General features: G+C 45.1%; 24 protein-coding genes. 18 read left to right on the top strand and 6 right to left on the bottom strand.

Annotated features, from left to right (window positions below; genetic code table 11):
* The 12 genes from ACFQY8_RS07435 to ACFQY8_RS07490 all read left to right on the top strand — a co-directional run.
* Positions 1-400: hypothetical protein (locus ACFQY8_RS07435; protein ID WP_449224242.1), on the top strand; the 400-nt coding region annotated here is incomplete at its 5' end.
* A 41-nt stretch (positions 401-441) separates the two neighbouring features.
* Positions 442-1347, top strand: a complete 906-nt coding sequence (locus tag ACFQY8_RS07440; protein ID WP_377939305.1) for a transketolase family protein — start codon at positions 442-444, stop codon at positions 1345-1347.
* Positions 1348-1703: 356 nt separating this feature from the next.
* Positions 1704-2774: a LacI family DNA-binding transcriptional regulator gene (locus tag ACFQY8_RS07445; protein WP_377939307.1), complete on the top strand. Its 1071-nt coding sequence runs from the start codon at positions 1704-1706 to the stop codon at positions 2772-2774.
* A gap of 222 nt (positions 2775-2996) precedes the next feature.
* Positions 2997-4310: an ABC transporter substrate-binding protein gene (locus tag ACFQY8_RS07450; RefSeq protein WP_377939309.1), complete on the top strand. Its 1314-nt coding sequence runs from the start codon at positions 2997-2999 to the stop codon at positions 4308-4310.
* Between the two features lie 121 nt (positions 4311-4431).
* A complete protein-coding gene (locus ACFQY8_RS07455; protein WP_377939310.1) occupies positions 4432-5391 on the top strand; it encodes a carbohydrate ABC transporter permease in 960 nt (319 codons plus the stop codon).
* A 5-nt stretch (positions 5392-5396) separates the two neighbouring features.
* Positions 5397-6308 carry a carbohydrate ABC transporter permease gene (locus ACFQY8_RS07460; protein ID WP_377939311.1) on the top strand — a complete coding sequence of 304 codons (912 nt, stop codon included), beginning with the start codon at positions 5397-5399 and terminating at the stop codon, positions 6306-6308.
* Positions 6308-8728 carry an alpha-xylosidase gene (yicI, locus tag ACFQY8_RS07465; protein ID WP_377939312.1) on the top strand — a complete coding sequence of 807 codons (2421 nt, stop codon included), beginning with the start codon at positions 6308-6310 and terminating at the stop codon, positions 8726-8728. The genes ACFQY8_RS07460 and yicI overlap by 1 nt, the downstream gene beginning before the upstream one ends.
* A 1-nt stretch (position 8729) precedes the next feature.
* Positions 8730-10154 carry a GH1 family beta-glucosidase gene (locus ACFQY8_RS07470; protein WP_377939314.1) on the top strand — a complete coding sequence of 475 codons (1425 nt, stop codon included), beginning with the start codon at positions 8730-8732 and terminating at the stop codon, positions 10152-10154.
* Between the two features lie 327 nt (positions 10155-10481).
* The gene (locus ACFQY8_RS07475; RefSeq protein WP_377939316.1) at positions 10482-12332 is read left to right on the top strand and encodes a glycoside hydrolase family 13 protein; all 1851 of its coding nucleotides are present in this window, start codon (positions 10482-10484) and stop codon (positions 12330-12332) included.
* Positions 12333-12341: 9 nt separating this feature from the next.
* Positions 12342-13337, top strand: a complete 996-nt coding sequence (locus ACFQY8_RS07480) for a hypothetical protein (protein ID WP_377939317.1) — start codon at positions 12342-12344, stop codon at positions 13335-13337.
* Between the two features lie 287 nt (positions 13338-13624).
* Positions 13625-13984 (top strand): hypothetical protein, encoded by a 360-nt coding sequence (locus ACFQY8_RS07485; RefSeq protein WP_377939336.1) that lies wholly within the window; start codon positions 13625-13627, stop codon positions 13982-13984.
* A 109-nt stretch (positions 13985-14093) separates the two neighbouring features.
* Positions 14094-14765: an ATP-binding protein gene (locus ACFQY8_RS07490; protein ID WP_377939318.1), complete on the top strand. Its 672-nt coding sequence runs from the start codon at positions 14094-14096 to the stop codon at positions 14763-14765.
* On the opposite strand, the gene ACFQY8_RS07495 is transcribed toward ACFQY8_RS07490, so the two are convergent.
* Positions 14746-15060, bottom strand: coding sequence for a YhbY family RNA-binding protein (locus tag ACFQY8_RS07495; RefSeq protein WP_377939319.1), 315 nt, complete (start codon positions 15058-15060; stop codon positions 14746-14748). The two genes, ACFQY8_RS07490 and ACFQY8_RS07495, sit on opposite strands and share 20 nt — an antisense overlap.
* Positions 15061-15495: 435 nt before the next feature.
* On the opposite strand from ACFQY8_RS07495, the gene ACFQY8_RS07500 reads away from it, so the two are divergent.
* The gene (locus ACFQY8_RS07500) at positions 15496-15852 is read left to right on the top strand and encodes an addiction module antidote protein (protein ID WP_377939321.1); all 357 of its coding nucleotides are present in this window, start codon (positions 15496-15498) and stop codon (positions 15850-15852) included.
* Positions 15853-15916: 64 nt separating this feature from the next.
* Here ACFQY8_RS07500 and ACFQY8_RS07505 read toward each other — a convergent pair whose 3' ends face one another.
* Together ACFQY8_RS07505 and ACFQY8_RS07510 are read right to left on the bottom strand one after the other, a co-directional pair.
* Complete coding sequence (locus ACFQY8_RS07505; protein ID WP_377939323.1) at positions 15917-16507, bottom strand: hypothetical protein; 591 nt, start codon at positions 16505-16507, stop codon at positions 15917-15919.
* Positions 16508-17320 carry a hypothetical protein gene (locus tag ACFQY8_RS07510; RefSeq protein ID WP_377939324.1) on the bottom strand — a complete coding sequence of 271 codons (813 nt, stop codon included), beginning with the start codon at positions 17318-17320 and terminating at the stop codon, positions 16508-16510.
* A gap of 435 nt (positions 17321-17755) precedes the next feature.
* Here ACFQY8_RS07510 and ACFQY8_RS07515 point away from each other — a divergent pair, with 435 nt between their 5' ends.
* Positions 17756-19243, top strand: coding sequence for an APC family permease (locus ACFQY8_RS07515; protein WP_377939325.1), 1488 nt, complete (start codon positions 17756-17758; stop codon positions 19241-19243).
* A 133-nt stretch (positions 19244-19376) separates the two neighbouring features.
* On the top strand, positions 19377-20861 hold the full coding sequence (locus tag ACFQY8_RS07520; protein ID WP_377939327.1) for an SHIRT domain-containing protein: 1485 nt from the start codon (positions 19377-19379) through the stop codon (positions 20859-20861).
* Between the two features lie 133 nt (positions 20862-20994).
* Here the strand turns inward: ACFQY8_RS07520 and ACFQY8_RS07525 are convergent, their stop codons facing one another.
* The 3 genes from ACFQY8_RS07525 to ACFQY8_RS07535 are packed head-to-tail and all read right to left on the bottom strand — an operon-like array spanning position 20995 to position 22968.
* The gene (locus ACFQY8_RS07525) at positions 20995-21873 is read right to left on the bottom strand and encodes a heparan-alpha-glucosaminide N-acetyltransferase domain-containing protein (RefSeq protein ID WP_377939328.1); all 879 of its coding nucleotides are present in this window, start codon (positions 21871-21873) and stop codon (positions 20995-20997) included.
* Positions 21849-22220 carry an arsenate reductase family protein gene (locus tag ACFQY8_RS07530; RefSeq protein ID WP_377939330.1) on the bottom strand — a complete coding sequence of 124 codons (372 nt, stop codon included), beginning with the start codon at positions 22218-22220 and terminating at the stop codon, positions 21849-21851. The genes ACFQY8_RS07525 and ACFQY8_RS07530 overlap by 25 nt, the downstream gene beginning before the upstream one ends.
* A 34-nt stretch (positions 22221-22254) precedes the next feature.
* Complete coding sequence (locus ACFQY8_RS07535; RefSeq protein ID WP_377939331.1) at positions 22255-22968, bottom strand: FadR/GntR family transcriptional regulator; 714 nt, start codon at positions 22966-22968, stop codon at positions 22255-22257.
* 227 nt (positions 22969-23195) lie between these two features.
* Here ACFQY8_RS07535 and ACFQY8_RS07540 point away from each other — a divergent pair, with 227 nt between their 5' ends.
* From ACFQY8_RS07540 to ACFQY8_RS07550, 3 genes are all read left to right on the top strand, one after another.
* Entirely contained in the window at positions 23196-23369 is a 174-nt protein-coding gene (locus ACFQY8_RS07540; RefSeq protein ID WP_377939332.1) for a hypothetical protein, read from the top strand.
* A 287-nt stretch (positions 23370-23656) separates the two neighbouring features.
* On the top strand, positions 23657-24112 hold the full coding sequence (locus tag ACFQY8_RS07545; RefSeq protein WP_377939333.1) for a hypothetical protein: 456 nt from the start codon (positions 23657-23659) through the stop codon (positions 24110-24112).
* Between the two features lie 3 nt (positions 24113-24115).
* Entirely contained in the window at positions 24116-25480 is a 1365-nt protein-coding gene (locus ACFQY8_RS07550) for a putative T7SS-secreted protein (RefSeq protein WP_377939335.1), read from the top strand.
* The last annotated feature ends 122 nt before the right edge of the window (positions 25481-25602 follow it).

Genomic DNA, 25602 nt, shown 5'->3' on the forward strand with positions numbered 1-25602 from the left:
AGTTACTACAGGAAATTCAATGACCCACTTTCTTTCACCTACGAGTGTAACGATTAAACGGGCAAATCAGGATATTCAACTTGATGGATTCACCGAAGCGATTAGTGGAGTGCAGCATACTGCCGAAAAATTTAAAGCATTCGGATGGAATACCCTTGAAATTATTGGACATAGCATTCCTGAAATCAGCGCTGCATTGGACATTACGTCCAATTGCCAGCTGGGCCCGACGGCAATCATCGCGAATACAGTTAAAGGTAAGGGAGTTTCTTTCATGGAGAATAATCCAAAATGGCATGGTGCCTATCCGTCGGAAGAAGAATTTGCTCAAGCCTTTACAGAGTTTAACGAAAAAATTAATCATCTTTCTCAGTTAAGCGAGGAGATATCTCATGAGTAAGTTTTCCACGCGTGAAGCGTATGGTCACACTCTGTGTGAACTTGGGGGGAAATAATACGGACATCGTTGTTGCTGATGCTGATCTAACAACGTGTACTATGACATGCTACTTTGCAGAAAAATATCTAGAACGTTTCTTCAACGCTGGTATCGGAGAAGCAAACATGGTAGGTGTGGGGGCAGGATTGGCAACCACTGGAAAAACGGTTTTCGTAAACTCGTTTGCGATGTTTAGTACTGGCAGAGCATACGATCAAGTTCGAAATTCTGTATGCTATCCGCATCTCAACGTGAAAATTGTGGGAACGCACGCAGGACTCTCAGTCGGCGAAGACGGCGCAACACATCAGTGCATCGAAGATATTAGCTTAATGCGTACTATTCCAGGGATGACAGTTATTGTGCCCTGTGATGTTTACGAAGCTGCCGCGGCTACGCGAGCAATCTCTGACCATGAGGGGCCATGCTATCTAAGACTGGGGCGTTCGCCAGTGCCAGATGTTACCAGAGATATCAAGGATTACTCATTCAAGATTGGTAAAGCAGTCATCATGAATGATGGTACCGATTGCACCATTATCGCAACCGGACTCATGGTCGCGAAAGCGCTGGAGGCAGCACATCACCTCGCAGAGACACAAGGACTGAACATTAGAGTTCTTGACGTGCATACAATCAAGCCACTTGATAAGGAGGCGATCTTTACAGCAGCACGAGAAACTGGTGCAATTATTACTGCCGAGGAACACAACATTATTGGTGGTTTAGGCTCTGCCATTAGTGAAGTGATAAGTGAAAACATGCCTAGCATACCAGTACTGAAAGTTGGAGTGAACGATGTCTTTGGACACTCAGGAAGTACAGAGGAATGTCTAGAACATTACGGACTCACTGCTGGGTATATTGAAGAACTTGTTGCGAAAGCTGTGATGTTAAAGAATAAGTAACTGACGCAATAATTTCTAATTCCGTAGAAGATCCCATGCTTTTCTCCTTAGCTTGAGACCTTCTACGGAAAATAGGCTTGGTTTATGATCCTATCGATGGGGCTGTTTAATGTGAGCTATTCGTGTTTGTCGGACTATGAAAATAATTGGTTATTGCAATCTTTCTTCTGCTTGCGGTGGATAGTTTATTACGGGGTATCAAGTGATCCACTTGCGCACCCAGACTGTAATGATAGAAATGACGAATTAGGATAGATAACTACAAGGTTCTGATCTTCTACCGCTCTTTCCGGTACACTTATTTCATAGAGTACGTAGCTGTGTTCGAAAGTTTACTATTTCAAGGATGAACGAGTATGGTAGAAAAATGCCAAGGGAGTACAGCGAGATTGTGCTCGCATGTGCCGGGCAATTCCGCTCAAACCACCAAATCTACTCAAGCCAAAATTGCTGAGTTCGCAGGAGTCTCAGTCAGTACAGTCTCCTATGCTTTTTCGGGTAGACGTAAAATTGCTCCGAAAACGAGGCAGAAAGTTCTCGATGCTGCAGCACAGCTGGGTTATTCACTCCCATCTTCTGCATATGAGAATCGCGCTCGCAAGCATATTATTGCCGTTTCGGCGCCAATTCATTCGTACTCTAGTTTGAATGGTTATTCTGCATTCTTTTTTGAAACATTAAGTGGTATCCGTGCAAGTGGTTCTGATTTACTTCTCTTCGCAAGTGAGGCAGATGAGCTTGAGCGTATAGCGCGAAATGACCTTGCAGATGGAGTTATCCTACTGGATGTGAAACGAAATGATCCCCGTGCTTTCACTGCTGAGCACCTGTCTCTTCCGGTAGTGTCTATTGGCGTTCCGGTAAATGTAGAATGCAAGAAAGTTTTCTCCACAGATTTGGACTTCAAACGCGCAGCAGAGATAACAATCCAGCATGCTGCAGAAAGTGGATTGATGAATATCCTCGTTCTCGGCGACCGTGAGCAGGCGTATAAGGATGGATCGAATTATCTCTTTCGTTTTAAGAAATATCTGGGTCGCTATGCTCTTGAGTTTGGAATTGCAGTGAACTTTGCATACTCACCGAAGAAGATCATGGATATTGCTGAAGTGCTTGAGGCTGAGTTGACAAAGTTTCCGGAAACGGATGCGCTCGTGATTAACTCTGCTGCGGAAGTAGTCCCTATCGCATTTAATTACCTTTCTCATCGAAAGGGTATGAAGCCACTTCCCATGCTCTCTGTGGGAAGTTATGGAAATCTTCCTAACCAGGGCTGCATGATAGATGAAATCCCGTTTGAACCTCATCGCGCTGTGAGCTTAGCTATGCGGGCTATTAGCCGACAAATGAATGGCGATATAAGCATGTGCGGAAAGTCTGAAATGATTGAGCCGAGGTATCTCGACCGTGGAACGTTTAAAAAATAGAACTGCTCTGAGAAATTGTGTTCAATTTCTCAGAGCGAATTGAACACAATCGGACATAGTATTCGAAATCGTCGAAAATTTTCATTCCTTTAAATAATGCAGCATACATTAGAAATGTAGCTTCGAAAGAAGCTCATTCCAATGCAAAGAAGCAAAAGGAAAGTGCTACTTGGCGTCGAGTGCTCGGCGTTATTGAGCATATTGATTCAAGAGGAGAATGAAATGAAAGTCGGCAAAAAGGTTGTCACAGTAGCTCTTGCTGCTATTACTTCAGTTTCTATGCTCGGTCTTGCAGCTTGCGGTTCTAACGGATCTGTAAAGCAAGATAAGCACCCAACCACTCTTAAGGTATGGCACTATGAGGAAGAAACCGGTGCTATGGGTACTGCATGGAAGAAGACAATTGCCATCTATGAGAAGAAGACCGGTATTAAAGTCAAGTTCGAAAAGAAGTCATTCGAGCAGATTCGTAAGAATGCTTCTCAGATTTTGAATTCTGATCAGGCTCCAGATGTTATGGAATATAACAAGGGTAATGCTACTGCTGGTTTGCTTGCAAGCCAGGGGTTACTCACAAACCTAAACTCTTATGTCAAGAAGTACGGCTGGGATAAGATTCTCTCCGGCTCCATCGGTGCAACTGGTAAGTACAACGACAAGGGCGTTATGGGCTCCGGTGATTGGTATGGCATTACTAATTACGGTGAAGATGTCGTGATGTATTACAACAAGGATATGTTCAAGCAGAACGGCATCGAGATTCCTAAGACTTATGATGATCTGCTTGCAGCTATGGATAAGTTCGTTGCTAAGGGCATTACGCCACTGAGTGAAGGAGTCAAGGAATATCCATTGCAGCACTTGTGGTATCAGCTTGCACTCCTCAAGGCAAATGACGAATTCGTCAAGAACTACCAAATGTACACTGGCGATGTAGATTGGACTAGTGGCGCTGCTGATTATGCTACCAAGACCATCAAGGATTGGGTGACAAAGGGCTACATTTCCAAGGATTCCACAGGTATTGATGCAGAAACTTCCGGTCAGGCATTCATGAACGGTAAGTTCCCAATGTACTTCTCCGGCACATGGTGGTTTGGTCGCTTCCAGACCGAGATCAAGGGCTTCCAGTGGGCTGAAACCAAGTTCCCAGGCTCCGGCAAGGTTCCTGGCTCCTCTGGCAATATTTGGGTTATCCCAGAGCGTTCCGCAAAAAAGGATGCAGCTGCTGAATTCATCAACATCACATTGAGCAAGGAAGTCCAGAATTTGCTCGGTAACTCTGGTGGCGTTCCTGTCAATGCTGATTCAAGTGCAATTACTGATCCAAAGTCCCAACAGTTACTCGCAGAATTCAACGACATTTTGAAGAAAAACCAGCTCGCCTTCTATCCAGACTGGCCAGCTTCCACCTTCTACGATCAGCTCAATGCGGCTCTTCAGGACCTAGTCAATGGCACCGCAACCGTACAGCAGACTGAAAAGCAGCTGAAGGAATCTTACGACAAGGGCGTAAAGTCCGACGGCTACAAGTAAAGAGTTTAGGATTTTTCTCCTCTAACCTCCATTCACAGGTCTCGCAGCCACAGTTTGCACCGAGGCTACGAGACCTCTTTTTCTTAATTTTTCTGAAATTTCAATACAAAGTGAGACGAAGATGTCAGCCAAGACAAAGACTGAATCACAGCAGGCTAAGCGCGCGAAGAACATGTCACGCATTCCCGGCAATAGTTCAAACCGTTTCTGGCTTTATTTGCTGCCAGGTGCACTCCTCTTGCTGTGGATTATTGTGGTTCCAACGGTGTGGAACGTTTATTTGAGCTTTACCAAGTATCGCGGTATTAAGCCACCTGAGTTCATCGGCATGCAAAACTGGATTGACCTCATGCATGACTCCACTTTCTGGATTTCCTTTAGGAATTCCCTGTGGATGATTTTGGCTATGGTGGTCATCCCAATTCTCATTGGCTTGGTGCTGTCGTCCGCTATCTTCGACGTGGTTCAGAAGAAGTTTGGTCCAAAGGTTGCATCTACTATGCGTGCAATCTACTACCTTCCACAGCTTCTGCCTATTTCCGTGGCAGCTTTAGCAATGGGTTGGATCCTTCGCCCAACCGATGGCGCATTAAACGCTCTTTTGAAGGCAATTGGTCTCGGTCAACTTCGTCACGATTGGCTCGGTAAGCCAGACACCGCACTGATTTTCCTCATGATCATCATGATTTGGATTCAACTCGGTTATCCGGTGGTTACCTTCATGTCTGGTCTGCAGCGCGTGGATCCAGAACTCTACGAAGCAGCATCTCTGGATGGGGCAAGCTGGTGGCAACGCTTCTTGAAGATTACGCTTCCATCCATTAAGCCAGAAATCTTCGTGGTTGCACTCACTTGCACAATTGCAGCACTTAAGGTCTTCGGTCCTGTATACATGCTGACTTCTGGCGGTCCAGGTACCAGCACAATCGTTCCTTCATACTATTCCTATTCGGAATTCTTCCAGTCACAGCAGGTCGGTTATGGTGCAGCAATTTCTACAGCACTTGCCATATTGATTGTGATCGTGGCTGTTGCTTTTACTGCAGTGCAGCAGAAGGCAGAAAAGGAAGATGAGGAGTAACTATCATGGCAACAATTACTAACGCTGCACATAATAAAGCAAGCTACACAGCAGCACAACTTGCAGAATTTAAGAAGATTTCTAAGGCAAAAGTCAATCGCACTCCAGGTGACTGGATTATGCTCATCATTCTCGCCATTGGCGGATTGATTATGCTCTTCCCATTCATCGTCATCTTACTCAATGCTTTCAAGACCTCGAGTGATTACGCAAACTTCGGTCCATTGAGCTGGCCAAAGCACTTCAGTATGACAGGCATTAACAACTTCTGGACTCGTTCTAACTATCCAGAAAAGGTCTGGAATTCCGTATGGATTTCCGGTTTAGTTGCTATTGCTGCAGTATTCATCTCCGTGTTGAATGCATTCGCTTTGGGCATTGGTCGCGTGAGGGGTCGCCGCTGGATCATCTTGCTCATCATGCTTGCGAATATGATGCCTCAAGAAGCATTGCTTTACCCTCTGTACATGATGTTCAAACAGATTGGCTTGTACAACTCCCAGTGGGCTATTGTGATTATCTTCGCCGTCATTCAAAGCGCATTCGGTACATACTTGCTCTCCTCGGTATATGGCACATTCCCTAAAGCAATTTTGGAAGCTGCGGCTCTTGATGGTGCAAGCCGCTGGAAAATATTGAAGGATATTGTATTCCCAATTTCCATGCCAACATTGAGTGTGCTACTTGTCTTCTTCTTTATTTGGACATGGAATGAGTATATGATTCCTATGGCATTTCTCATTGATAACTCTACCCAAACCGTTCCAATTGCAGTCAGTGCATTGAGCGGTGATAAGTTGATGGATGTGACAACTACGGCTGGTGCTTCCTTGCTGAGTATCATTCCTACTTTTATCTTCTTCCTTATTTTCCAACGCACTCTCTCTAGGGGTATTACTACGGGAGCTGTGAAGTAATGAAATTCTCAAATGGTTACTGGCTTACGCGTCCGGGTGTAACTCCACTCTATGCGCGAGAGGTTTATGAACTTGCTGCGCATGCGGACACCGAGTCTTTGAACGTTTTGGCTACGGGCGCGCTAATTCACGACCGGGCTAATACATTGAATCTTGGAACTTTTGATGTAGATATCACGTCGCCGATTGAAGGTGTGCTACGTGTGACTGCTCGCCACTTTGATGGTTCGCATGTGACACCTGGATTCGACCTTGCCGCTGACATTGCTGAAGAAGCACTCGTGGCACAGGATCCACATGCTCCAAGTCATCGTGACTATGTGACCACGCATGCTGAGGGTAGTGGCGATGGTGAAACCGGTGAAAAAGGTGCCACGGTAGAACTCGTGTCAGGTGCTATTACTGCACGCATGACAAAGACTGCTCCGTGGAATCTCGAATTCCTCGATTCTGACACTGGCAAAGTATTTACAAGCTCGGGGAATAAAGGCTTGGCTTACTACCAGCTCAGTGATAATGCTGCAGTTGCTTCTAACCCAGTAGGACAGTTTGGTGCGTCGCCTGACGGTCGTGCTTCACGAGAGTCTCACACCTACACATCTTTCCAGTTCGCCCTTGGAGTGGGAGAGAAGATTTTTGGCTTTGGTGAGCAGTTTGGTACCTATGTAAAGAACGGTCAGACTATTGATATCTGGAATGAGGATGGTGGTACTGCATCTGAGCAAGCTTATAAGAACGTTCCGTTCTATATGAGCACAGCTGGCTACGGTGTACTGGTGAATAACCGCGGTCACGTTTCCTTTGAGGTAGGCAGTGAGAGTACGGATCTCTTACAGTTCTCCGTTCCTGGTGAAGTTTTGGACTTTTATGTGATCTATGGTCCAAGTCCAAAGGATGTTCTTCGTCGTTATACGAAGTTGATTGGTCGTCCAGCAATGGTTCCAGCATGGAGTTTTGGTTTGTGGCTAACTACTTCGTTTACTACGAAGTATGACGAGAAAACGATTAATTCCTTCGTGGATGGTATGGCTCAGCGTGATATTCCGCTCAGTGCATTTCACTACGACTGCTACTGGATGCGTGAATTTCACTGGACTGATTTTGTATGGGATGAGCGTTACTTTGGTGATATCGAGAGCACATTGAAACGCTTACATGAGGACAAAGGTCTTCATATTTGTGCATGGATCAACCCGTACATCGGCCAACGTGGTGCACTTTTCAAAGAAGCTCGAGATAAGGGCTATCTGGTAAAGAAACCTAATGGCGATGTGTGGCAGACGGATTTGTGGCAGGCGGGTATGGGCTTGGTTGATTTCACGAATCCTGCGGCTACTGAGTGGTTCAAAGAGCAGGTGCGTGGTCTTCTTCGCCAGGGTGTGGACGCTATTAAGACAGACTTTGGTGAGCGTATTCCACTCGATGTGGTCTGGTATGACGGTTCTGACCCCGCAAGCATGCATAACTGGTACACCCAGCTGTACAACCAAGCAGTCTTCGAAACCATTGAAGAGGTATATGGTAAGGGTAAAGCAGTTTTGTATGCTCGTTCTGCAACTGCTGGTGGTCAGAAATTCCCGGTCCATTGGGGTGGTGACTGTGAATCTACCTTCAATGGTATGGCTCAGACCTTGCGTGCAGGATTGTCATTAACGAGTTCTGGATTTGGATATTGGAGTCATGATATTGGTGGCTTTGAAGGTCAGTCTTTAGACTCGGCTGTCTACAAAAGATGGCTTGCATTCGGACTGTTAGGGTCTCATTCGCGTTTACACGGGTCTACGATGTATCGTGTGCCGTGGCTTTTTGATGAGGCTGATGAGAAGAACGGTGTTACATTCCCAGAGAATGAAACTGCAGTAGGGGTGGCGCGTAAGTTCACCAAGCTCAAGCTTTCTTTGATGCCATATCTGTATGAAGTAGCTTTGCAGGCACACCGAGACGGTATCCCTGTCATGCGCTCCATGTTCCTTGAGTTCTCTGATGATCTCACAGCTCGCACATTAGATACGCAGTATATGCTTGGACCTTCACTACTTGTGGCTCCGGTGTTTAACTATGAAGGAACAGTGGATTACTACCTTCCTGCTGGATTATGGACGAATTTCTTTACGGGGGAAGCGGTATCCAGCGCACATGGCGTATGGCGACACGATACAGTCGGTTTTGATGAGATTCCGTTGTGGATTCGTGAGAATACCATTCTTCCTATCTGCGCTGGTGCAAACAAGCCAGACTATGACTACACCAGCGATGTGAAGTTACTCATATCCTTGTCTGCTGAGCCCGGTTCTATAGTATCTACTGTGATTGAAACGGAAGATGGTAAGCGAGTGGAATATAAGGCTGCTCGACGGGTTGGTGGCTCTCTCGAAGTGACTACTTCTGACGGTTCAGAGCCTGAATGGGAGGAAATCTAGTATGGGACTTCTCACGCCAGAAGATATCAAACTTGCACAGTCTTTCCCTCGTGATTTTACATGGGGAAGTGCTACAGCGAGCTACCAAGTAGAGGGCTGTCTTGATCAGGATGGTCGAGCAGAGTCTATTTGGGATACCTACGCACATGTCCTAGGAAATATTGCTGACGGTTCTGATGGCTCCGTGGCCTGTGAGCAATATGTGCGGTATGAAGATGACATTAAGCTCATGAAGCAGGTAGACCTTGATGCTTACCGCATGTCTATTGCATGGCCACGTATCTTCACTGAGCTCAATGGCAAGCCAAATCAGAAGGCTATTGACCATTACAAGCGTGTACTTGATACTCTTCGTGCAGCAGATATTAAGCCAGTAGTCACGTTGTATTACTGGGATTTACCTCAATATTTGCAAGACTTAGGTGGCTGGGTAAATCGCGATACAGCATCGCGCTTCGGTGATTATGCTGCGGTTGTAGCGGGTGCGTTAGGCGACCGTGTAGATATATGGACCACTCTCAATGAGCCATGGTGCTCTGCATACTTGGGCTATGCGCAAGGTCGCCATGCACCGGGCATACGCGATGATGCTCAGGCTCTCGCGGCTGTTCATCATCTCAACCTTGCTCATGGTCTAGGTGTGCAAGCAGTTCGTTCTGAGTTGGGTGACTCTGCAAAGACATCTGTTACCTTGAATCTGCAGGTTGTACGTGCAGCATCTGATAAGTCGGAAGACCTCGCTGCAGCTCAACAGACTCGTCGAATCGGTAACGAAGTCTGGCTCGGTCCTATGCTCGAGGGCAAGTATGACCCTCAAATCTTCGAAGATACACGCGAAATTAGCAAGTGGGAATTCATTCGCGAAGGTGACTTAGAGAAGATTCATCAGCCTCTGAATTCTTTGGGAATCAATTATTACGCGACTCAGTATGTCCGTGCTGCTGTGCCGGAAAATCAGAGTCCTGATAGTAATCAGCGTGAAGATCCTATCGTGGGTGGAAAGAATATCGAGATTTTGCCTCCGAGTGGTCCACTCACAGCAATGGGTTGGAACCAAGAACCTCAGGGATTGACGGATATTCTCTTAGAAATGAGCCAACGCTATCCGGATTTGGATCTTGTGGTAACAGAGAATGGTTCTGCATGGGACGATGAAGTTGTTGAGGAAAATGGCGAACGCGCCGTTCATGATCCGCAGCGTGTCCATTACCTCTCTCAGCATTTACGCGCATGCCATGATGCAATCGAGCACGGTGCAAAGCTCACTGGATACTTTGCATGGTCACTGCTCGATAACTACGAGTGGGCGCTGGGGTACACCAAGCGATTCGGTATTTTCTACGTAGATTATCCAACGCAGAAGCGTATCTGGAAGGATACAGCTCGCTGGTATCAGCAATTTATCAAGCAATGGAAGTCCCGATAACTTAAGTACTCTTTCTTTGTTAATTCTCTCTAACGGCAGCCCCGTGCATTTTGCGGTGTGCTGGGTGTTATATTTTAAGTACAGTTGCCATGCATCGCTAGCAGATATATGGCAGCGTTTTCTCGTGTTCAAACTTTCATGAGAATCCGCTTATAAATGCGTAAAAGTATGAACATCTCTGCAATCGTTTTCACATAATGACTATGCGCCTTTAGAGTTATCGCAGTTGTATCACACAATCACTAGACTGAACCGAGTAAAACATACGATAAACACTTGCTCGTGCTCGCACACGTCGCTACTTGAATGCTTGAGAGAGGTACTGCAATGACGCAATTTAATCGCCAGACGTTCCAACTTTCTGACGTTGCCAAGAACTCACCGGAGAATGCTTGGTGGTCGGATGCTGTGGTGTATCAGATTTACCCACGGTCATTCCAGGATTCTAATGGTGATGGTATTGGGGATTTGAGGGGTATTACTTCTCGCCTGTCGTATCTTGCTGAGTTGGGTGTTGATGTGGTGTGGTTGTCTCCTGTGTATCAGTCTCCTCAGGATGATAATGGGTATGATATTTCCAACTATCAGGACATTGACCCTATGTTCGGTACTCTCGCTGATATGGATGAGCTGCTCGCTAAAGCTCATGAGCTTGGTATTAAGGTCATCATGGATTTGGTGGTGAATCATACGTCTGATGAGCATGCGTGGTTTAAAGCATCGCGCGCTTCCAAGACGAGCGACCACGCTGATTGGTATATTTGGGAAGACCCTAAGACTGGTTTTACGGGCGGTGAGAAGGGTGCTGAACCAAATAACTGGGGTTCTTATTTCGGCGGCTCTGCGTGGCAGTGGGTGCCTGAGCGTGGTCAGTATTATTTTCATCAGTTTAGTAGGAAGCAGCCTGATTTGAATTGGGAGAATCCTGATATGCGTCGGGCTGTGTTTTCTATGATGAATTGGTGGATGGACCGCGGTATTGATGGGTTCCGTATGGATGTTATTTCTTTGATTTCTAAGCTTCATGATGAGAATGGTAAGCTTCGTGGTGTCAACGGTTCCCTTCTTCCTGAAGAGCCTGCTGGTCCGGATGGGTTTTCGAGTCCTAGCCCGGATTGTTCTGATGGTCCGCGTTTGGATGAATTCCTCTCTGAAATGCGTTGTGAGGTTTTCGCCGGTCGTGAGGGGTTTTTGACTGTGGGTGAGGCTCCTGGTATTTCGGGGGAGCGTGCCGAGCATATTACAAACCCAAAGAATGGTGAGTTGGATATGCTTTTCCTCTTCGAACACGTGGATGTGAATTCTGATGGTCCTGCGGGTAAGTGGGGTCGTGGTATTTCGCACTTTGCTGAGACGAAGCCGTCATTTGCTAAGTATGAGCAGATTGTTAAAGATGGTGGTTGGACGTCGTTGTTCGTGTCTAATCATGATCAGCCTCGTAGTCTGTCTCGTTGGGGAGATACGTCGACGGAGGAGCTTCGCGTTCGCTCAGCAAAAGCGCTTGCGTTGACTCTTCACATGCACAAGGGTACTCCGTATATTTATCAGGGTGAAGAGCTTGGCATGACGAATGCTGACTACACGCGTCTCGACCAGTACCAAGATCTCGAAACCTTAAACTTGTATAAGCAGATCACCGAGGCCGGCATCATGACGCCGGAGGAGATGATGGCGGGTATTAAGCGGGTTAGTCGTGATAATGCTCGTACTCCTATGCAGTGGGATGATAGTAAGTATGCTGGTTTTGAGTCTGTGGATGCTGTGACTGCTCCGTGGCTTGAAGTGAATGCGAATAAGGCTACTATCAATGCTCAAGCGCAGATGGCTGATGATAATTCGGTCTTCGCGTTTTATAAGAAGCTTATCGAGTTGCGTCACACAAACGCTACCGTCGCACTCGGCGACTGGAATGCGCTAGAAACCACGAATGAAAACGTCTATGCGTTCACGCGTACTTTCCATAGTGAGCTTGGTGAAGAAAAACTCCTTGTCATTGCAAATCTCATTTCTGAAGAGAGCGAGATGGACGACTCTATCAGTGCCGCTCTTGCTGAGCTTGGCCGTTCAATAGAGCAGAACGATGTGCTCATCTCCAATGAAGACGTCGAGGCTTTGAAGAAGCAGCTTGAGAGTGGTGTACTTAAGCCTTGGACTGCTGTGGTAGTTAAGGTGAAGTAGCGGATGCGTATGAGAGGAAATCGAAGCCCGTACACGCATAAACTCTTGTGCTCAAAGGAAGATAACACTAGGGAAATTGTTGGAAAAGAATCTCACGGAGAGAAGAAAACTCATAGCAATCAAATACTTAGTGCTACGACGTCGTGGATTTCGATTGTCTCAGCTGTTGTTGCAGTAATTCCTGCAGTTACAGAGTCATCGAAGAATTTACAAATCATGGAGAGTTTTTTCGTTCCTTTGCAGGTATTGGGAGATGATAATCGTCTACTACGTATTTTCTCGTTTGTCTATATGCTGGCAAATGTTGTTTTGACACTAGTTTCATTTTATATATTGTTATCGGATAAGTACGGTAAACAACGTTGGGTCCTTAAGGGGAAAAGTATATGGGGATATGCGTTTATGCCCCTTATAGCGGTATTAATCTCATCTTTGTATAACGTAAAACTTCTTATTGCGGATTGGGAGCTTTGGCTTTTTCTTGATGGGGTCGCCGTAACTATAGCGGGTATTGATGTATTGTTTCTGCATCATCTTTTGTTTGTATCCGTCGGAGGTGGAGTGAAGAATCATGAGAAAAAGTTTACACGTGTTAAGCCTAGAACTAAGGAAAGAGTTACAAGAAAACCTAAAATCAAGACTACTCTTAATGCGTGTATAGCACTGGCAATAATCCTAGTGTCCTTTTTGGTAACGCAATATTCTTCGATGGACAATCCGGTTTTTGATGTGGAATGGGTAAAGGCAGAGTATAAAGATGCCGAATTGCCGCAGCTATCAGGGCGTGAGAACTCTCAGCGGAAAGAAATGGGAAGTAATGAGTTCCGGATGCTTAGATTGCTACCAAATGGGAAAGCATTATTGGTTCCGTTACATGCTCAAAAAGATAAAGATGGCATTACCAAGTGGTGCCCTTTAAAAGGTGAGTTTAGACTAGAAGACCCTGAAAAATTAACGTTTGAGTATGGGAAATATGCAAATTATGAATCGTCGTGTAAATCTTAATGATTGTGGCCCCTATTTAGTGCAGCTCTAAAATATACGTACCACCCGCAAACACGACGATTATCTTTTTCGTTTCATTCGTTGTGCAACGAAAACTTAATCGTTGCATTTTCGTTGTATAATGAAACACGCTAGTGCGAAATGCGAAAGGAGTTTGCAATGTCCAGAGAGACGAAAAATCTAGAGTTTAAGCGAGAACTTTCTAAGACGTATTTGAAGACAGTAAGTGCTTTTGCAAACTACGGTACGGGAAAATAGTTTTTGGTGTAGATGATGATGGTAAAGTCATAGGGTTTAAAGACGTAAACGCGACGTGCTTGAGCATAGAAAATGCGATTAATAGTGCTATTGTGCCGACTCCTCGCTATGAGTTGGAAGTGAACGAGCAAAAGCAGACAGTTTCTTTGACTGTCTTTGAAGGTGGTGACAAGCCATATATGTATGAGCGCAGAGTATTTAAGCGCGCTGACTCATCTACTGTCGAAGTGAATCGTCTAGAGTACAACAGACTTGCGTTAGAAGGTATGAATACATCATTTGATGCGTTAGCTGCACGTACACAAGACCTTACTTTTGCTCGATTAGAACAAGAACTTGAGGAGAAAACAGGGCTAGATATCGCTAAAAAATGTTCTCATCTCACTTGAACTCGAGTCACTCGATGGCATATATAACAACGCTGCGGCTCTTCTTGCTGACGAAAATTCTTTTAACGGCGTAGATATAGCACGTTTTGGAGACGATATAAACACAATTATGTATCGTTTGACGAAGGATCGTGTGTCTATACTGACACAGATGGATGAGGCTCTTCGTGTGTTTGATCAGTATTATGTATATGAGCAGATTGAGGGGATGGAACGCGTCCGAAGAGAAATGATTCCTCGTGAGGCTTTTCGTGAAGCTCTTGCAAATGCTTTGGCTCACCGGCAGTGGGATGTAAATGCTCATATAAAAATCAGCATGTTTGCTGATTGCATTGAAATTACATCTCCTGGAGGGTTGCCTACGGGTATGAGTGAAGAAGACTATCTACGTGGTGGGCTCTCTATTGCGAGAAATCCTATCTTGGCAAATATTCTCTTCCGCCTGAGATATATCGAGCGATTCGGCACTGGGGTTCCGCGCATTATGAAAGAGTATGATGCAGTAGACGTTTCTCCGCGGTTTGATATACGTGATACAAGTATTACCGTTACGCTTCCTGTCCAGGGGGCAGAGAAAACAGACAGTGATGAGAGATGCGTCCTCAATGCGATAGCTAAGGGCGCTTATATGAGCAGAAGTGAAATCTCTACTGTAACTGGTTTCTCGAAAGAAAAAACATTGAGACTTGTCAACGCTCTTATCGCGAAAGGGCTCCTTAACAAATCCGGTTCTGGACGTGCAGTCAAGTACAGCAGAGGTGCTACTCTCGCACGAGCTTGATAGGGTTCTTTAGATCCTTGCTGCTCGCGCGGAAGAGTACAAAGCGATGTCCGACAGTCTGCACGACAGCGGCATTGAGCATATCAGCGAGTTCAGTTGCAGCCTCTTTAGTGGACAGCAGCGCACCCTCCTGAAGCTGGCACTTGATAAGTTCGTGGTCTTCGAGCAGCTGATCTGCCTGAGAAACGACAGTCTCGGTGATGTTATTCTTACCGATGAGAAGAAGTGGATTAATCTGGTGTGCCATACCGCGAAGTTGCTTAATTTGTGGCTTTGTCAAAGTCGTGCTAGTCATAGCTCAATCGTACGGCAAAGGCGGGTCTTAGTGTGAGAATGGTTTCGACTCTGAGGCGCTTTATGTCGGTGTACTCTGTATATCTTGACGAGACTGTAACATATACATTACAATCGCTTGAAGGAGGTCATATGGATATCAAAACAACATCTGAATTTGATAAATGGTTTGATAATCTCAAAGACCGACGTGCGTATATTCGCATCAGTGTGCGTATCAACCAATGGAAGTAGGATTCCATCCTTGCAGGCGACGTGAAGAATATTCACGGCGAACTTAAGGAGGTGAGATTCTTTACTGGTCCAGGATATCGAATCTACTTTGCTCAAAACAGAATACAATGGTGCTTCTTGTCTTTGATGGAGATAAAACCTCACAGCGTAATGACATTAAAAAGGCAGAAGCCATACTTGAAAAGCTTAAGGAGAGTGGACAATGGTAGAAGAATTAAAAGAGTTTAACCTCGCAGATAAAGTCAAGACAGAGAAGGATATGGTCTACCTTCTTGATACCCTCTTAGAGAGTAACGATAGTCATCTACTTATATCGACGCTTAGAGAAGTAGCTCAGTCGCAGGGCATGAGCAAACTCGCTCAACGTACGGGTATTCCACGAGAAAGTCTTTACCGCATTCTATCGGAATCAGGTAATCCTCGTCTTGAAACTTTTATGCGGCTACTCGATGGTCTGGGACTTTCCCTCGCATTACGCAAAACTTCTGAATATGTAGAGCAACAGTCACAAGAAGGCTCTCATGCATCTGGCAATAGCAAAGAGCTTGCATACGCGTAGACTAGGCTATTATTTGTTATTTATGTCACGTCGCTAAAAGCTAGTCTGATCTTTCACTCAGCATTCAACGCTCCGTACCACGCACATGCAAAGTATTGCTTATGGCTTCAAACGCTTCGCCAAAGTCATCCATAAGATCAGTATTGAACGTTAAACAGAGAAGATGAATGATGGTGTCTTCGTGTGGCAGAAAAGTGTGCATCACAAATGCAGGATTCATATCTCCCTGATTATTTATGACGATATTCTGTATCCCATACAGTCGTACAGCTTTAGTACCGTCATCTAATCTCACGATTGAAGTATCAGACTGAGTAACGCTGTGAGTGAGCATGTTCGTAAGAGTCTCGAAAATTGCTCCAAGCTCGTCCGCACTATCGCTTACTGCCAAGGCGGGCATGATTTGCACAATTGCGTATGCACTTATAGGCTGAGATTCAGCCGGTAGAAACATTTCACTCAGCCTTATAATCCCCTGATCTTTTGCTTCGACTAGACTTCTTTCGACGTACTGCTGAGTTTGCTCGATTGATTCTTCATCCACCAAAGGGAGAAGATGCTCCGTGATGTCGAGAGAAATATCTACCGCAGAATTTGCATCAAGATGAATATCGGTCCAAAAATCTGGAATTGCTACATCAACTCTATATGCCAATTAATCATCATCCTCATCGTCTGAACGACGATCCGTCCCAAGGACCAGGATAATCGTGAATATAACCTCAAACATCAAGCAACTTGCCACGAACCACTCATTTTCTTTTGCAAGATCATGATTCTCGGTAGCCACACGAAGCCCATCTAAATCAGATAAATATATTGTGTAAATATACACTAAGAAGACGAGTGCGAGCATAATCCCCGGCCAAGGAATAGCATGTATTCTATGCGCTTGATAGCCAAAGCTTCCTAAGATAGGAACCAGCATGATGAGTATCGTAATCCACCAGCTATTCTTTGTCTGCCGGGCAAATCCCTTGTAGAGAAACCCCAGAAAACTCGATCCATAAACAGAAATGACGATGGGGCCGAATTTATCAAATTCGGTTACGATTGATGTTCCAAATACATATGAGCATCCGATACTATAAAGGCAGTGTAAAACTATCAGAACTCTACGTTTATTTGCACTAATTCTATCTCCTGGAAGGAAAAAGGCTGGAAGAACTGGAACGAGCGCAATAACGAGATTGAGTACAGTTAGCCAGTCATTTGACGAGGAGCTTATGTGAAAGATTTTTGCGTATATGGCACCAAAAAATAGTGTAAAAATATTGCATGAAAATATAATTAAATGTTTCTTAACGATTCCTAAATAAGTAGCAGCATGCTTTTGTGGCCGTTTATTCTCACTGCCGATAAGGTTATGAAGAAGCCATAATGAAAGAGTTGAACTGACACTTTCGAGGTATGGAGATTCAATGGTTCTCTCAGGAGAAGAATTTTCGCTAATGCTATTTTCAATCATAGGAATCACTTGCCTATATTGGCGTATTTATCGAAGTTATCTGCCTAATCTAATCCCATTGTAAAGACGCGTGTGATATTTTCTACAAGAGAAAGCCTTGAGCAACTTAAAAGCTACTCAAGACTTGAGAGAAAGAGAGAAAAGAGAAGAAGGGGTTAAATTTTCTTGGGGAGGTAGTCGGCTCAGCTTCCGTCCACCGTGTAAGTATTCTTACAAGCTCAGGTTCCTGTGCGGTTACTTCCTTGCGTTGGTTTATATATAACCGTGCGAACCTGAACGACACTCCCAGCAAAACCTGAGAATACTCTGAGAGTGTGCGCTTTTAATTATGTATGGCGGAAATTTACGGCATAAATCGGCTGTAATCCTTTGCAAAAGCTTTCTTAATGTGGATAAACCCTTTCTGTAGCGTGCATTCACGCTAGAATCTTCGGTATGAAACTTTTCAGAACGAAATCCATTGAAACTGCACTGGCGCAGACTCAGTCCGAGGGGCATTCGCTTAAACGCGAACTTGGGGTTTGGGATTTGGCTACGATGGCAGTGGCTGTCGCGGTAGGAGCGGGCATCTTCTCCATTGGCGCGCAAACTATAGCTTTCCATGCGGGCCCATCGGCGATTATCAGCTTCCTCATCGCTGGAGCGGTGTGCGCTGGAGTAGCATTGTGCTATGCGGAATTTGCTTCAATGGTTCCTGCTGCTGGCTCGGCATATACCTTTACGTACACGACGTTGGGAGAGTTTGTTGCGTGGATTATCGGCTGGGATCTCATTTTGGAAATGATGATGGCTGGCTCGGTCATCGCTAAATATTGGGGCGTATATCTTCAAGATTTTTTGCGGCTTGTGGGTGTTAATTTTTCGACCACTGTGTCGCTAGGCACATTAAACGTTGACTTAGCACCATTCGTTATCGTTGCATTCTTTACAGTCCTGCTCGTCTTTGGTACGAAACTTTCTAGTCGTGTGGATTCCGTACTGACCGTTGTCAAAGTGGGTGTCGTTCTCTTTATCATCGTAGTAGGATTCTTCTATTTCAAACCGTCAAATCTCGTGCCGTTTATACCTCATGAGCAGTTAGCTAGCGATATTACTGGCAGTGCTTCAGCTCAGCCTTCGGCGCTCAGCACTTTCGAGCAGCCTCTTCTTCAATGGATGAGCGGCAAGACTGCGACTATGTATGGCGTAGGAGGGATTTTCTCCGGCGCGGCATTGGTCTTCTTTGCATTCCTTGGCTTCGATGTAGTGGCGACGACCTCGGAAGAAGCAAAAGATCCTAAACGTACCATTCCGCGCGGCATCACATTAGGCTTAGCTATAGTCATTGCACTTTATGTCTTAGTGGCAATTGTGACTTCGGGTATGGTCTCGTACAAGGTACTTGCACAGCAAGAGAGCCCGTCACTTTCTACAGCTTTTGAACTTGTCGGTGCTGGTTGGGCTGCAAAGATTATTTCCTTCGGCGTTCTTGTAGGACTTACTACGGTGGTAATGGTACTGTTGCTTGGGCTTACACGTGTGATCTTTGCTATGAGTCGTGATCATTTGCTGCCTGAAGGACTATCGCAGACGAATAAGTCTGGCGTACCAGTTGGATTGCAAATCGGGGTGGGGGTCATCATCGCTATAGTGGCATCAACTCTCGATGTTTCTGTACTTGCTGACATGGTAAACATCGGTACTTTAAGTGCTTTCGTACTTGTGTGCTTTGGCATCCCTATCATGCGTAAAAAGCGTCCAGATTTGGTACGTTCTTTCAAAGTTCCGGGAAATCCGTGGTTCCCTATTGTTGTAGCAGTAGCGTGCATCGTCGTTGCCGTAAATCTATCTGTGCTAACATGGCTGCGATTTCTTGTATGGCTTGCTATTGGCATCGTAATTTACTTTGGATATTCTTACAGACATTCATTGCTGAATGAATAACGGTAGTTCCTCGCGCAAAAGGTATGTTTTCAATAAATTGAAGCATTTTTAATTTTTGGGAAATATATACTGCTTCCGGCAGTCTTATGTGTATCACATATACAAAAATGTGGAAGAAATAAGAGGAATAATTATGAGCAAGAGAAGTTTGAGTTCTCGCATATGTGCAGTCGTTGTGGCGATTGTAGCTGCTGTGGCGATGATGTTTGCAGCGGTACCTGCACATGCTGCAACTTCTGTCACCGTTGATGTCAGCATTGATGGAAATCCAACGCAAATCGCAAAGCAATGTGAGAATCCACAGTCGTATAACGTCGGTTATAAAGGCACGATGGACATGTCTGAAGTATGGAAGACGTGGGAAGAATCGTCAACCGCTACGCAATTCATGTTGGCGCTTATTAAGGGGCTTAATCCAGCGAGCCGTACAGAGTGGAAGAATGTCATGATGAGCGGCACTTGGACTATGAGCTGGAAGATTGATACGACGCGCCTGACACTTGATTCTTCGATGCTGACTAAAGATGCATTCCAAGCTGCATACGAGGCAGCAAACCCGGGCACAGGCTTCACTCAATTCATGAGGGTTACGAGCGTAAATTATGATTCAGCAACGGGAACTGTCTCAGCTACTTATGGGCTGAGTGATGGAAACGCATACAAGCTCACTGCAGGAAGTGATACTCGAGCATCTGCAGTTCGCGCAGAAGTACTCGACAACGAAGCTAATCGCCCTGCAAAGATTTATTTTGTAACTCCACAAGGTTTCTTAACATTACCTGCTAGCAAGTTCGAAGCAGGAAAAAGCTTTGACGGAACCGACCCCCAAGTAACGGGAACTATGCAGGTGTCTGTAAATCAAGAGGAAGTGCCAAACGCACAGGCAGCTACGATGATGTCTAGCTTCAATCCTTTGACTTTCAGTCCGAAGCAGATAATCCCAACTGTCACAACTAAGATGGTTGATAATACTGTCCAGTACGCTTTCGCATCTGAAGACGGCACGCAGCTGCCAGCAGACGTTATGAAGCAACTTCCAGCTTGCTCTACTGCTGAAACAGGCAAAGAAGTAGCTGCTCCGATAAGCTTTACTGATGTAGAAACAGATACAGGCACATGGTCATTTGCTCAGTGGGATAACGCGACTCAGACCATGGACGAAAAAGGACTTAAGTTCGTAGGTACATGGAAGTTCACTCTAAAGACTGCAACTGCCTCCGCTGAATTTAAGTCAGTGGATGGTACTTCCATTCCACAAGAAATCTTGAACAAGCTTCCAAAGCCTATCACAGGAAATGTTGGCGAAAAGATTGAAGTAACTCCTACGCACTTTGCTGACTACGTCACAAAGACTGGTACCTGGAAGTTCATCGGCTGGGATGAAACATCTAAGACCATGACTGCTGACGGAATCACATTTGTAGGTACATGGAAGTTTGAAAAGAACGCAACTGTAGTTCCTACAAAACCAGCAGCTTCCGGATTGGCAGCTACGAAGCCAGCAGTGCAGAAGACTCTTTCAAAGACAGGTTCTGCAGTGGCGGCGATTGCTGTAGTAGCTATTCTATTGCTCGTGGGTGGCGTTGCAATCGTAATCTTGCGTAAGAAGCGTTCATAGCCTGAATGAAATGAATTGATAGCTGAAAAGCTAGATTAAAATATGTGTTCCTCTCTTCGACACAATATCGAGGAGAGGAACACTTTTATATACGTCTATATACGCAACGAAGCACCCGCTTATGTAAACACATCTAAATCAAAGATATAAGCCAAATAATAGCGAAAAGTATGACTTGATGAGTTAAGTAGATAACGAGTGAATGACGTCCCAAAAATTCAAGTGAACGAGAGATCCAAGAAACTTTATGTGTATGCGTATTAATCCAGTTTGCGACTGCTCTTGCATGGACTACGTTAAAGAGAAAATATCCGGTAAACATGACGAAAAGCCAGGGAATTAGAGGATAATAGTCGCTCGATATAAAGCCGTCGAAAGGAAAACCGAGTAGTGTCGTGAAGTTATTTGCATACAACCATTGCGGAAGGGTGAGGCTCCATATACTATGAGTTTGCGCATCATGAAACAACACAAAGAGTATCATGCTGATCGTTGCAAGAATCACATGAATCCAGTGCGACCCATGAGAAGAGAAGGACACAGGCATAGCCTTTTCTCCCGTGTGCATCCGAGCGAATTTTGCGGGTATATCTATAAGCCAGAGGATGAGCGTCCCAAACCCGATGAGAGTGAGCACGCCAAAATGGACGGAGTCGTGTGGTATGACTGCCGTAGTTACAAGCGAAATGACCTCGCCCCAAGCTATGAGCTCTATGCCACGACGCAGAGGTTTCCTGCCCAAACGCCAGCAGAATCCTGCGAGAAAAATAAAACATATGCCGATTGCCTGCTGCCAGACATAAGCTGCCTGACTACTCATAAAGGTAGCAATGCTTACGCCCCACGGCTTTGTGATAAGGGATGCTATGTCCCACAAAGCATGGAAAATTATCATATTGAGTAGAGCAAATCCACGGAGCATGTCGATGGCATAGAATCTTATTCTCTTTCCATGAGCCTGCTCAGCATCTGCAATTGCCTGCACATTTACTTGCACAGCTTGGTAGTCCATTCATCTGGCTTAAAACCGACAGCTACAAAATGTCCTTCGCTATCAATCACAAGTGGTCGTTTACACAGCATTCCGTCAGATGCAAGGAGATGCAGTGCCTTCTCGTCACTCATCTCACTAAGCTCAGTCGCTAAATTAAGAGAGCGGTAGGCCTGTCCGGAAGTGTTGAAAAAACGGCGCATAGGTAGGTTGCTCTCACGAATCCATTGGGTTAGTTCAGCGGCTGTGGGGCGATCTTCAATGATGTTTCTCCATGTATACTCGATGCCGTGCTGATTAAGCCATGCAAGAGCTTTCTTGCATGTAGAGCAATCTGGGTGTCCGATGACGAGATACTTCTTTGTCATGATGACCTCGACTTTGCTAGAGGTTAGATTTACTTTACGCTTTCATATCTAAGGTATCGTAAATATAATCCATAATCCTAATCATGCCGTCAAAAGCGCCAGCACTATCGCCATCTGAAATCGCTACCGCAACGTCATTATGCATGCGGGCAGTAGGGAAGTTATATCCTGGCGGAAAGACGTCAGCCACGAGATCATACTGAAATACTGAAAATGCTGATCGGGCAAGAGAAGCAAAAATAGCATTATTGCACGATTCGACGATAGTGAGGTGAAAGTCGAGGTCATTACGGTGAAAAAACTCGTGATCCTTGCGTTCAGCTCCATCTATCATATGCTGTGCTGCGTCGAGTAGATGATGCTTGATTTCTTCGGAAGCACGGGTTGCTGTGGCAGATGCTGCAACAGGTTCGACAGCACGGCGAATTTCCTCGAGAGCACAAATCTGCTTAAAACGTTGCGGTCCAGCAAGCTTCCACGAGACTACTTCTGAATTCAGACCATCCCAGTCATCAGGATTAAGAGCGATAATCCCTACGCGCTGTTTAGCTTTGACAACGCCTAAAGTCTCCAAATGGTTGATAACATCGCGTGCGATACTGCGAGACACGTTATACGTATGTTGAATCTCGTCAAGAGTCGTGGCTTGACCTACCTTCCAAGACCCCTCTAATATGCTCATTGCGAGTTGGTCAGTAACGGATGTTTGCACGGATGTGTGAGGCAGACTTCGCATAGTGCCAGACATAGTGAAAACCTTCTTCTCATAAAACTTTCTCTTTTTGAATTGTAACTTATTACAAAGAAAAGTTAGAGAGGTGGAGAAGAAGGCGGGAAAAAAAGAAGTAATGCGCAGACCTGTAGAGCTTCCATTGCGCGTAACTGCTCGCTGCGTTGGTATATGATGGCTCGTCCGCTATCTCGCGCTACTATTAATTACAGCCATCTGAGATAAATTGCAGAGGAGAGCATAGTATGCCGGATGTCGTAGTGAATCATGATGAGTTAGAAAAGCTTGCTCAAGACATCTCGGCTGCTCAAGAGAAAATGCAAGGCATGGCAGATATCGATGTAAACTCTACAAATCTCGGTAGTGAGAAAATCAAAAGTGCACTCAATGATTTCTTAGAGGGGGATAAAGACCCATAAGACAAGAATCCTCAAAGGTACAGAGGGTATGGGCAATGCTATCAATAATGTCCTTGAGGACAGCACCGCGTATGACAATGATGCCGCAAACAATGCGGGCGACATGGAAACATCACAGGCGTCGTAAGGCTGACCATAATGAATTATTCATTGATGCTCCCCGACGAGTGGAATCAGTTTACGTTGAGTGATGACTCTATATAGGTAAAGTCGCTCATGAGTCCACGGAAAATATTATCAAAGTACTTCCTGCGCTTGAGCAGTACTGAAAGCTTATTCTTTCGACTGTGCGTCAAAGATTAGTAAATGCTCGGTCAGTTGGTATTCGGCACATTGCGAGTTACTATACCGAGGCTTCAGACAAGTCCATTTTAGCCTTGCTGCAAGTACAGATTATGCCACTTCCTCCAGTGCAAGCAGGAAGTACTGTCTTAGAATCTTCGTATGAAGCGTATAGTGAAGTCGAGCCTCAGTATGTCGAGGGAAGCAATGTGTCCGTTGTTAATATGCCGAACGTGGGTAAAGGTCTTGAAGTTATTACTCGTGAATATCTACAGAGCAGTACACGAGAGATTTCGCAGGTGGAGATACTGACTGCACGTTTCGTGTTTCCGCTAACGGATATGGTTATTAGCTTGAATTTTATGACTCCTAATATGGATGAGGCCGTGCCGCTCATACAACTTTTTGAGTTGATTGCCTCGTCGTTAGACGTTACTGAAAATCGTGAGAGAAAGGAATAAAGTATGGCACGTCCGCTCCTTGATGATTGGTATAAAGTAGGGTACTTCGCAGATCAGGTTCCGGGTGGTTCGTCAGAGATTGGTACTTTGGCTGATACCTTTACTAAGAACTCGGAGAACTTCGCTGAGATGGCAGAACTCATATCTCGTATAGCGGATACGGGGAGTGATAATACTATCTGGAAAGGTGAAGCCGCAGACAAGTTTGTACAAGAGTATAGTGATTTCCCTTCTAAAATTGAAAAGCTCTCAACGGGGTTAAAGACCGTCAGTAGTCAGCTGAGTTCATGGGCAGATAGCGTTGATTTATACCAGTCCCAGGCGGATACTGCTTTGTATGATGCTTTGCAGGCGAAAGAGGATAAAGATAAGTATACGTATCTTATTTCGCAGACTTCCGAGGCTCAGCAAAAAGTAACGTCTAGTTTGGCGTCGCTCAATGCGGATACATCATTGCATGATAGCTATGTGTCATATCAGAAAGAGATTCAAGGCAACGCTTTAGATACTCTTAACCAACAATTAGCGGATTATCAAGCGAAACTATCTCGTGCTCAAGGCGATTTAGATGAAGCAAAGGGGAGAATTGATACTGCTCATACGAACTTCGAAAATGCTGCTGATGATGTTGCAAATAAAATTAGCGGTGCTCAAGAAACAGCTGACCTTCATGTTGGCTTCTTTGAAAAAATGTACTACTCAAGCACGTGGCGCAAGATAGTGAAAGCAGCGGAAGTCATTGGCTTTATCGCTGGCTTGGTAGGTATCGCGCTTGGTGGTGGCGGAATTATCATCGCTGCGATACTTTTTGCTACGAATATATTTTCATTTGTAGATAGTGTGGCTGGTATGCAGGTGGGAGAGAATGGCTTAGGAGATGTAGTTTTTAACGGGATAGCTTTGGGACTTAGTGGTTACTCTGCTTATAAAGAATTGGCAAATTTGAGCGGTGAAGCTAAGACTGCCGCTACGGCTCTTGGAAGAATAGATGACGGACGAGTATTTATTGCAGGTTCTGACGGTATTAAAGTTCAGAAGGTTACGTGGGGAAGTTTCATTAAAAGCAATTTGAAAAGCTACGCTTGCAGTTCGATACTTCCTGGTATTACGAAATTCCAGTCAAATCCATATACAGGTGCGATAGGCGAAGTTGTCATGCGCAGTAAACTTGAGCTGGCAAATATAGCAAATAGCACTGCAAAGAATTTCTATGATTTCGTCAGAGAACCCGGTAACGGGACTTTTACGGACAAAGTGCGCAATTTAACTACGCAGCTAGTAGGGTCTGGCTGGATGAAAGTCGTTGGGGAAGCAAATAAAGATTTCAACGGTGTAAAGAATATCGTAAAGCTAGCTACGGGTAAGTAGTATTTGCTTAGTTGGAGTTAGGCAATGAGGAAATCAAATTTCAAGAAGCTTCGTAGGCGTGTTAATCGTTGGGTGTTGGGGCGTGACACTGTTGAGTATCGTCAAATAGCTCCAGGAGAGAA

Source organism: Alloscardovia venturai (assembly GCF_042676605.1).
Lineage (GTDB): Bacteria > Actinomycetota > Actinomycetes > Actinomycetales > Bifidobacteriaceae > Alloscardovia > Alloscardovia venturai.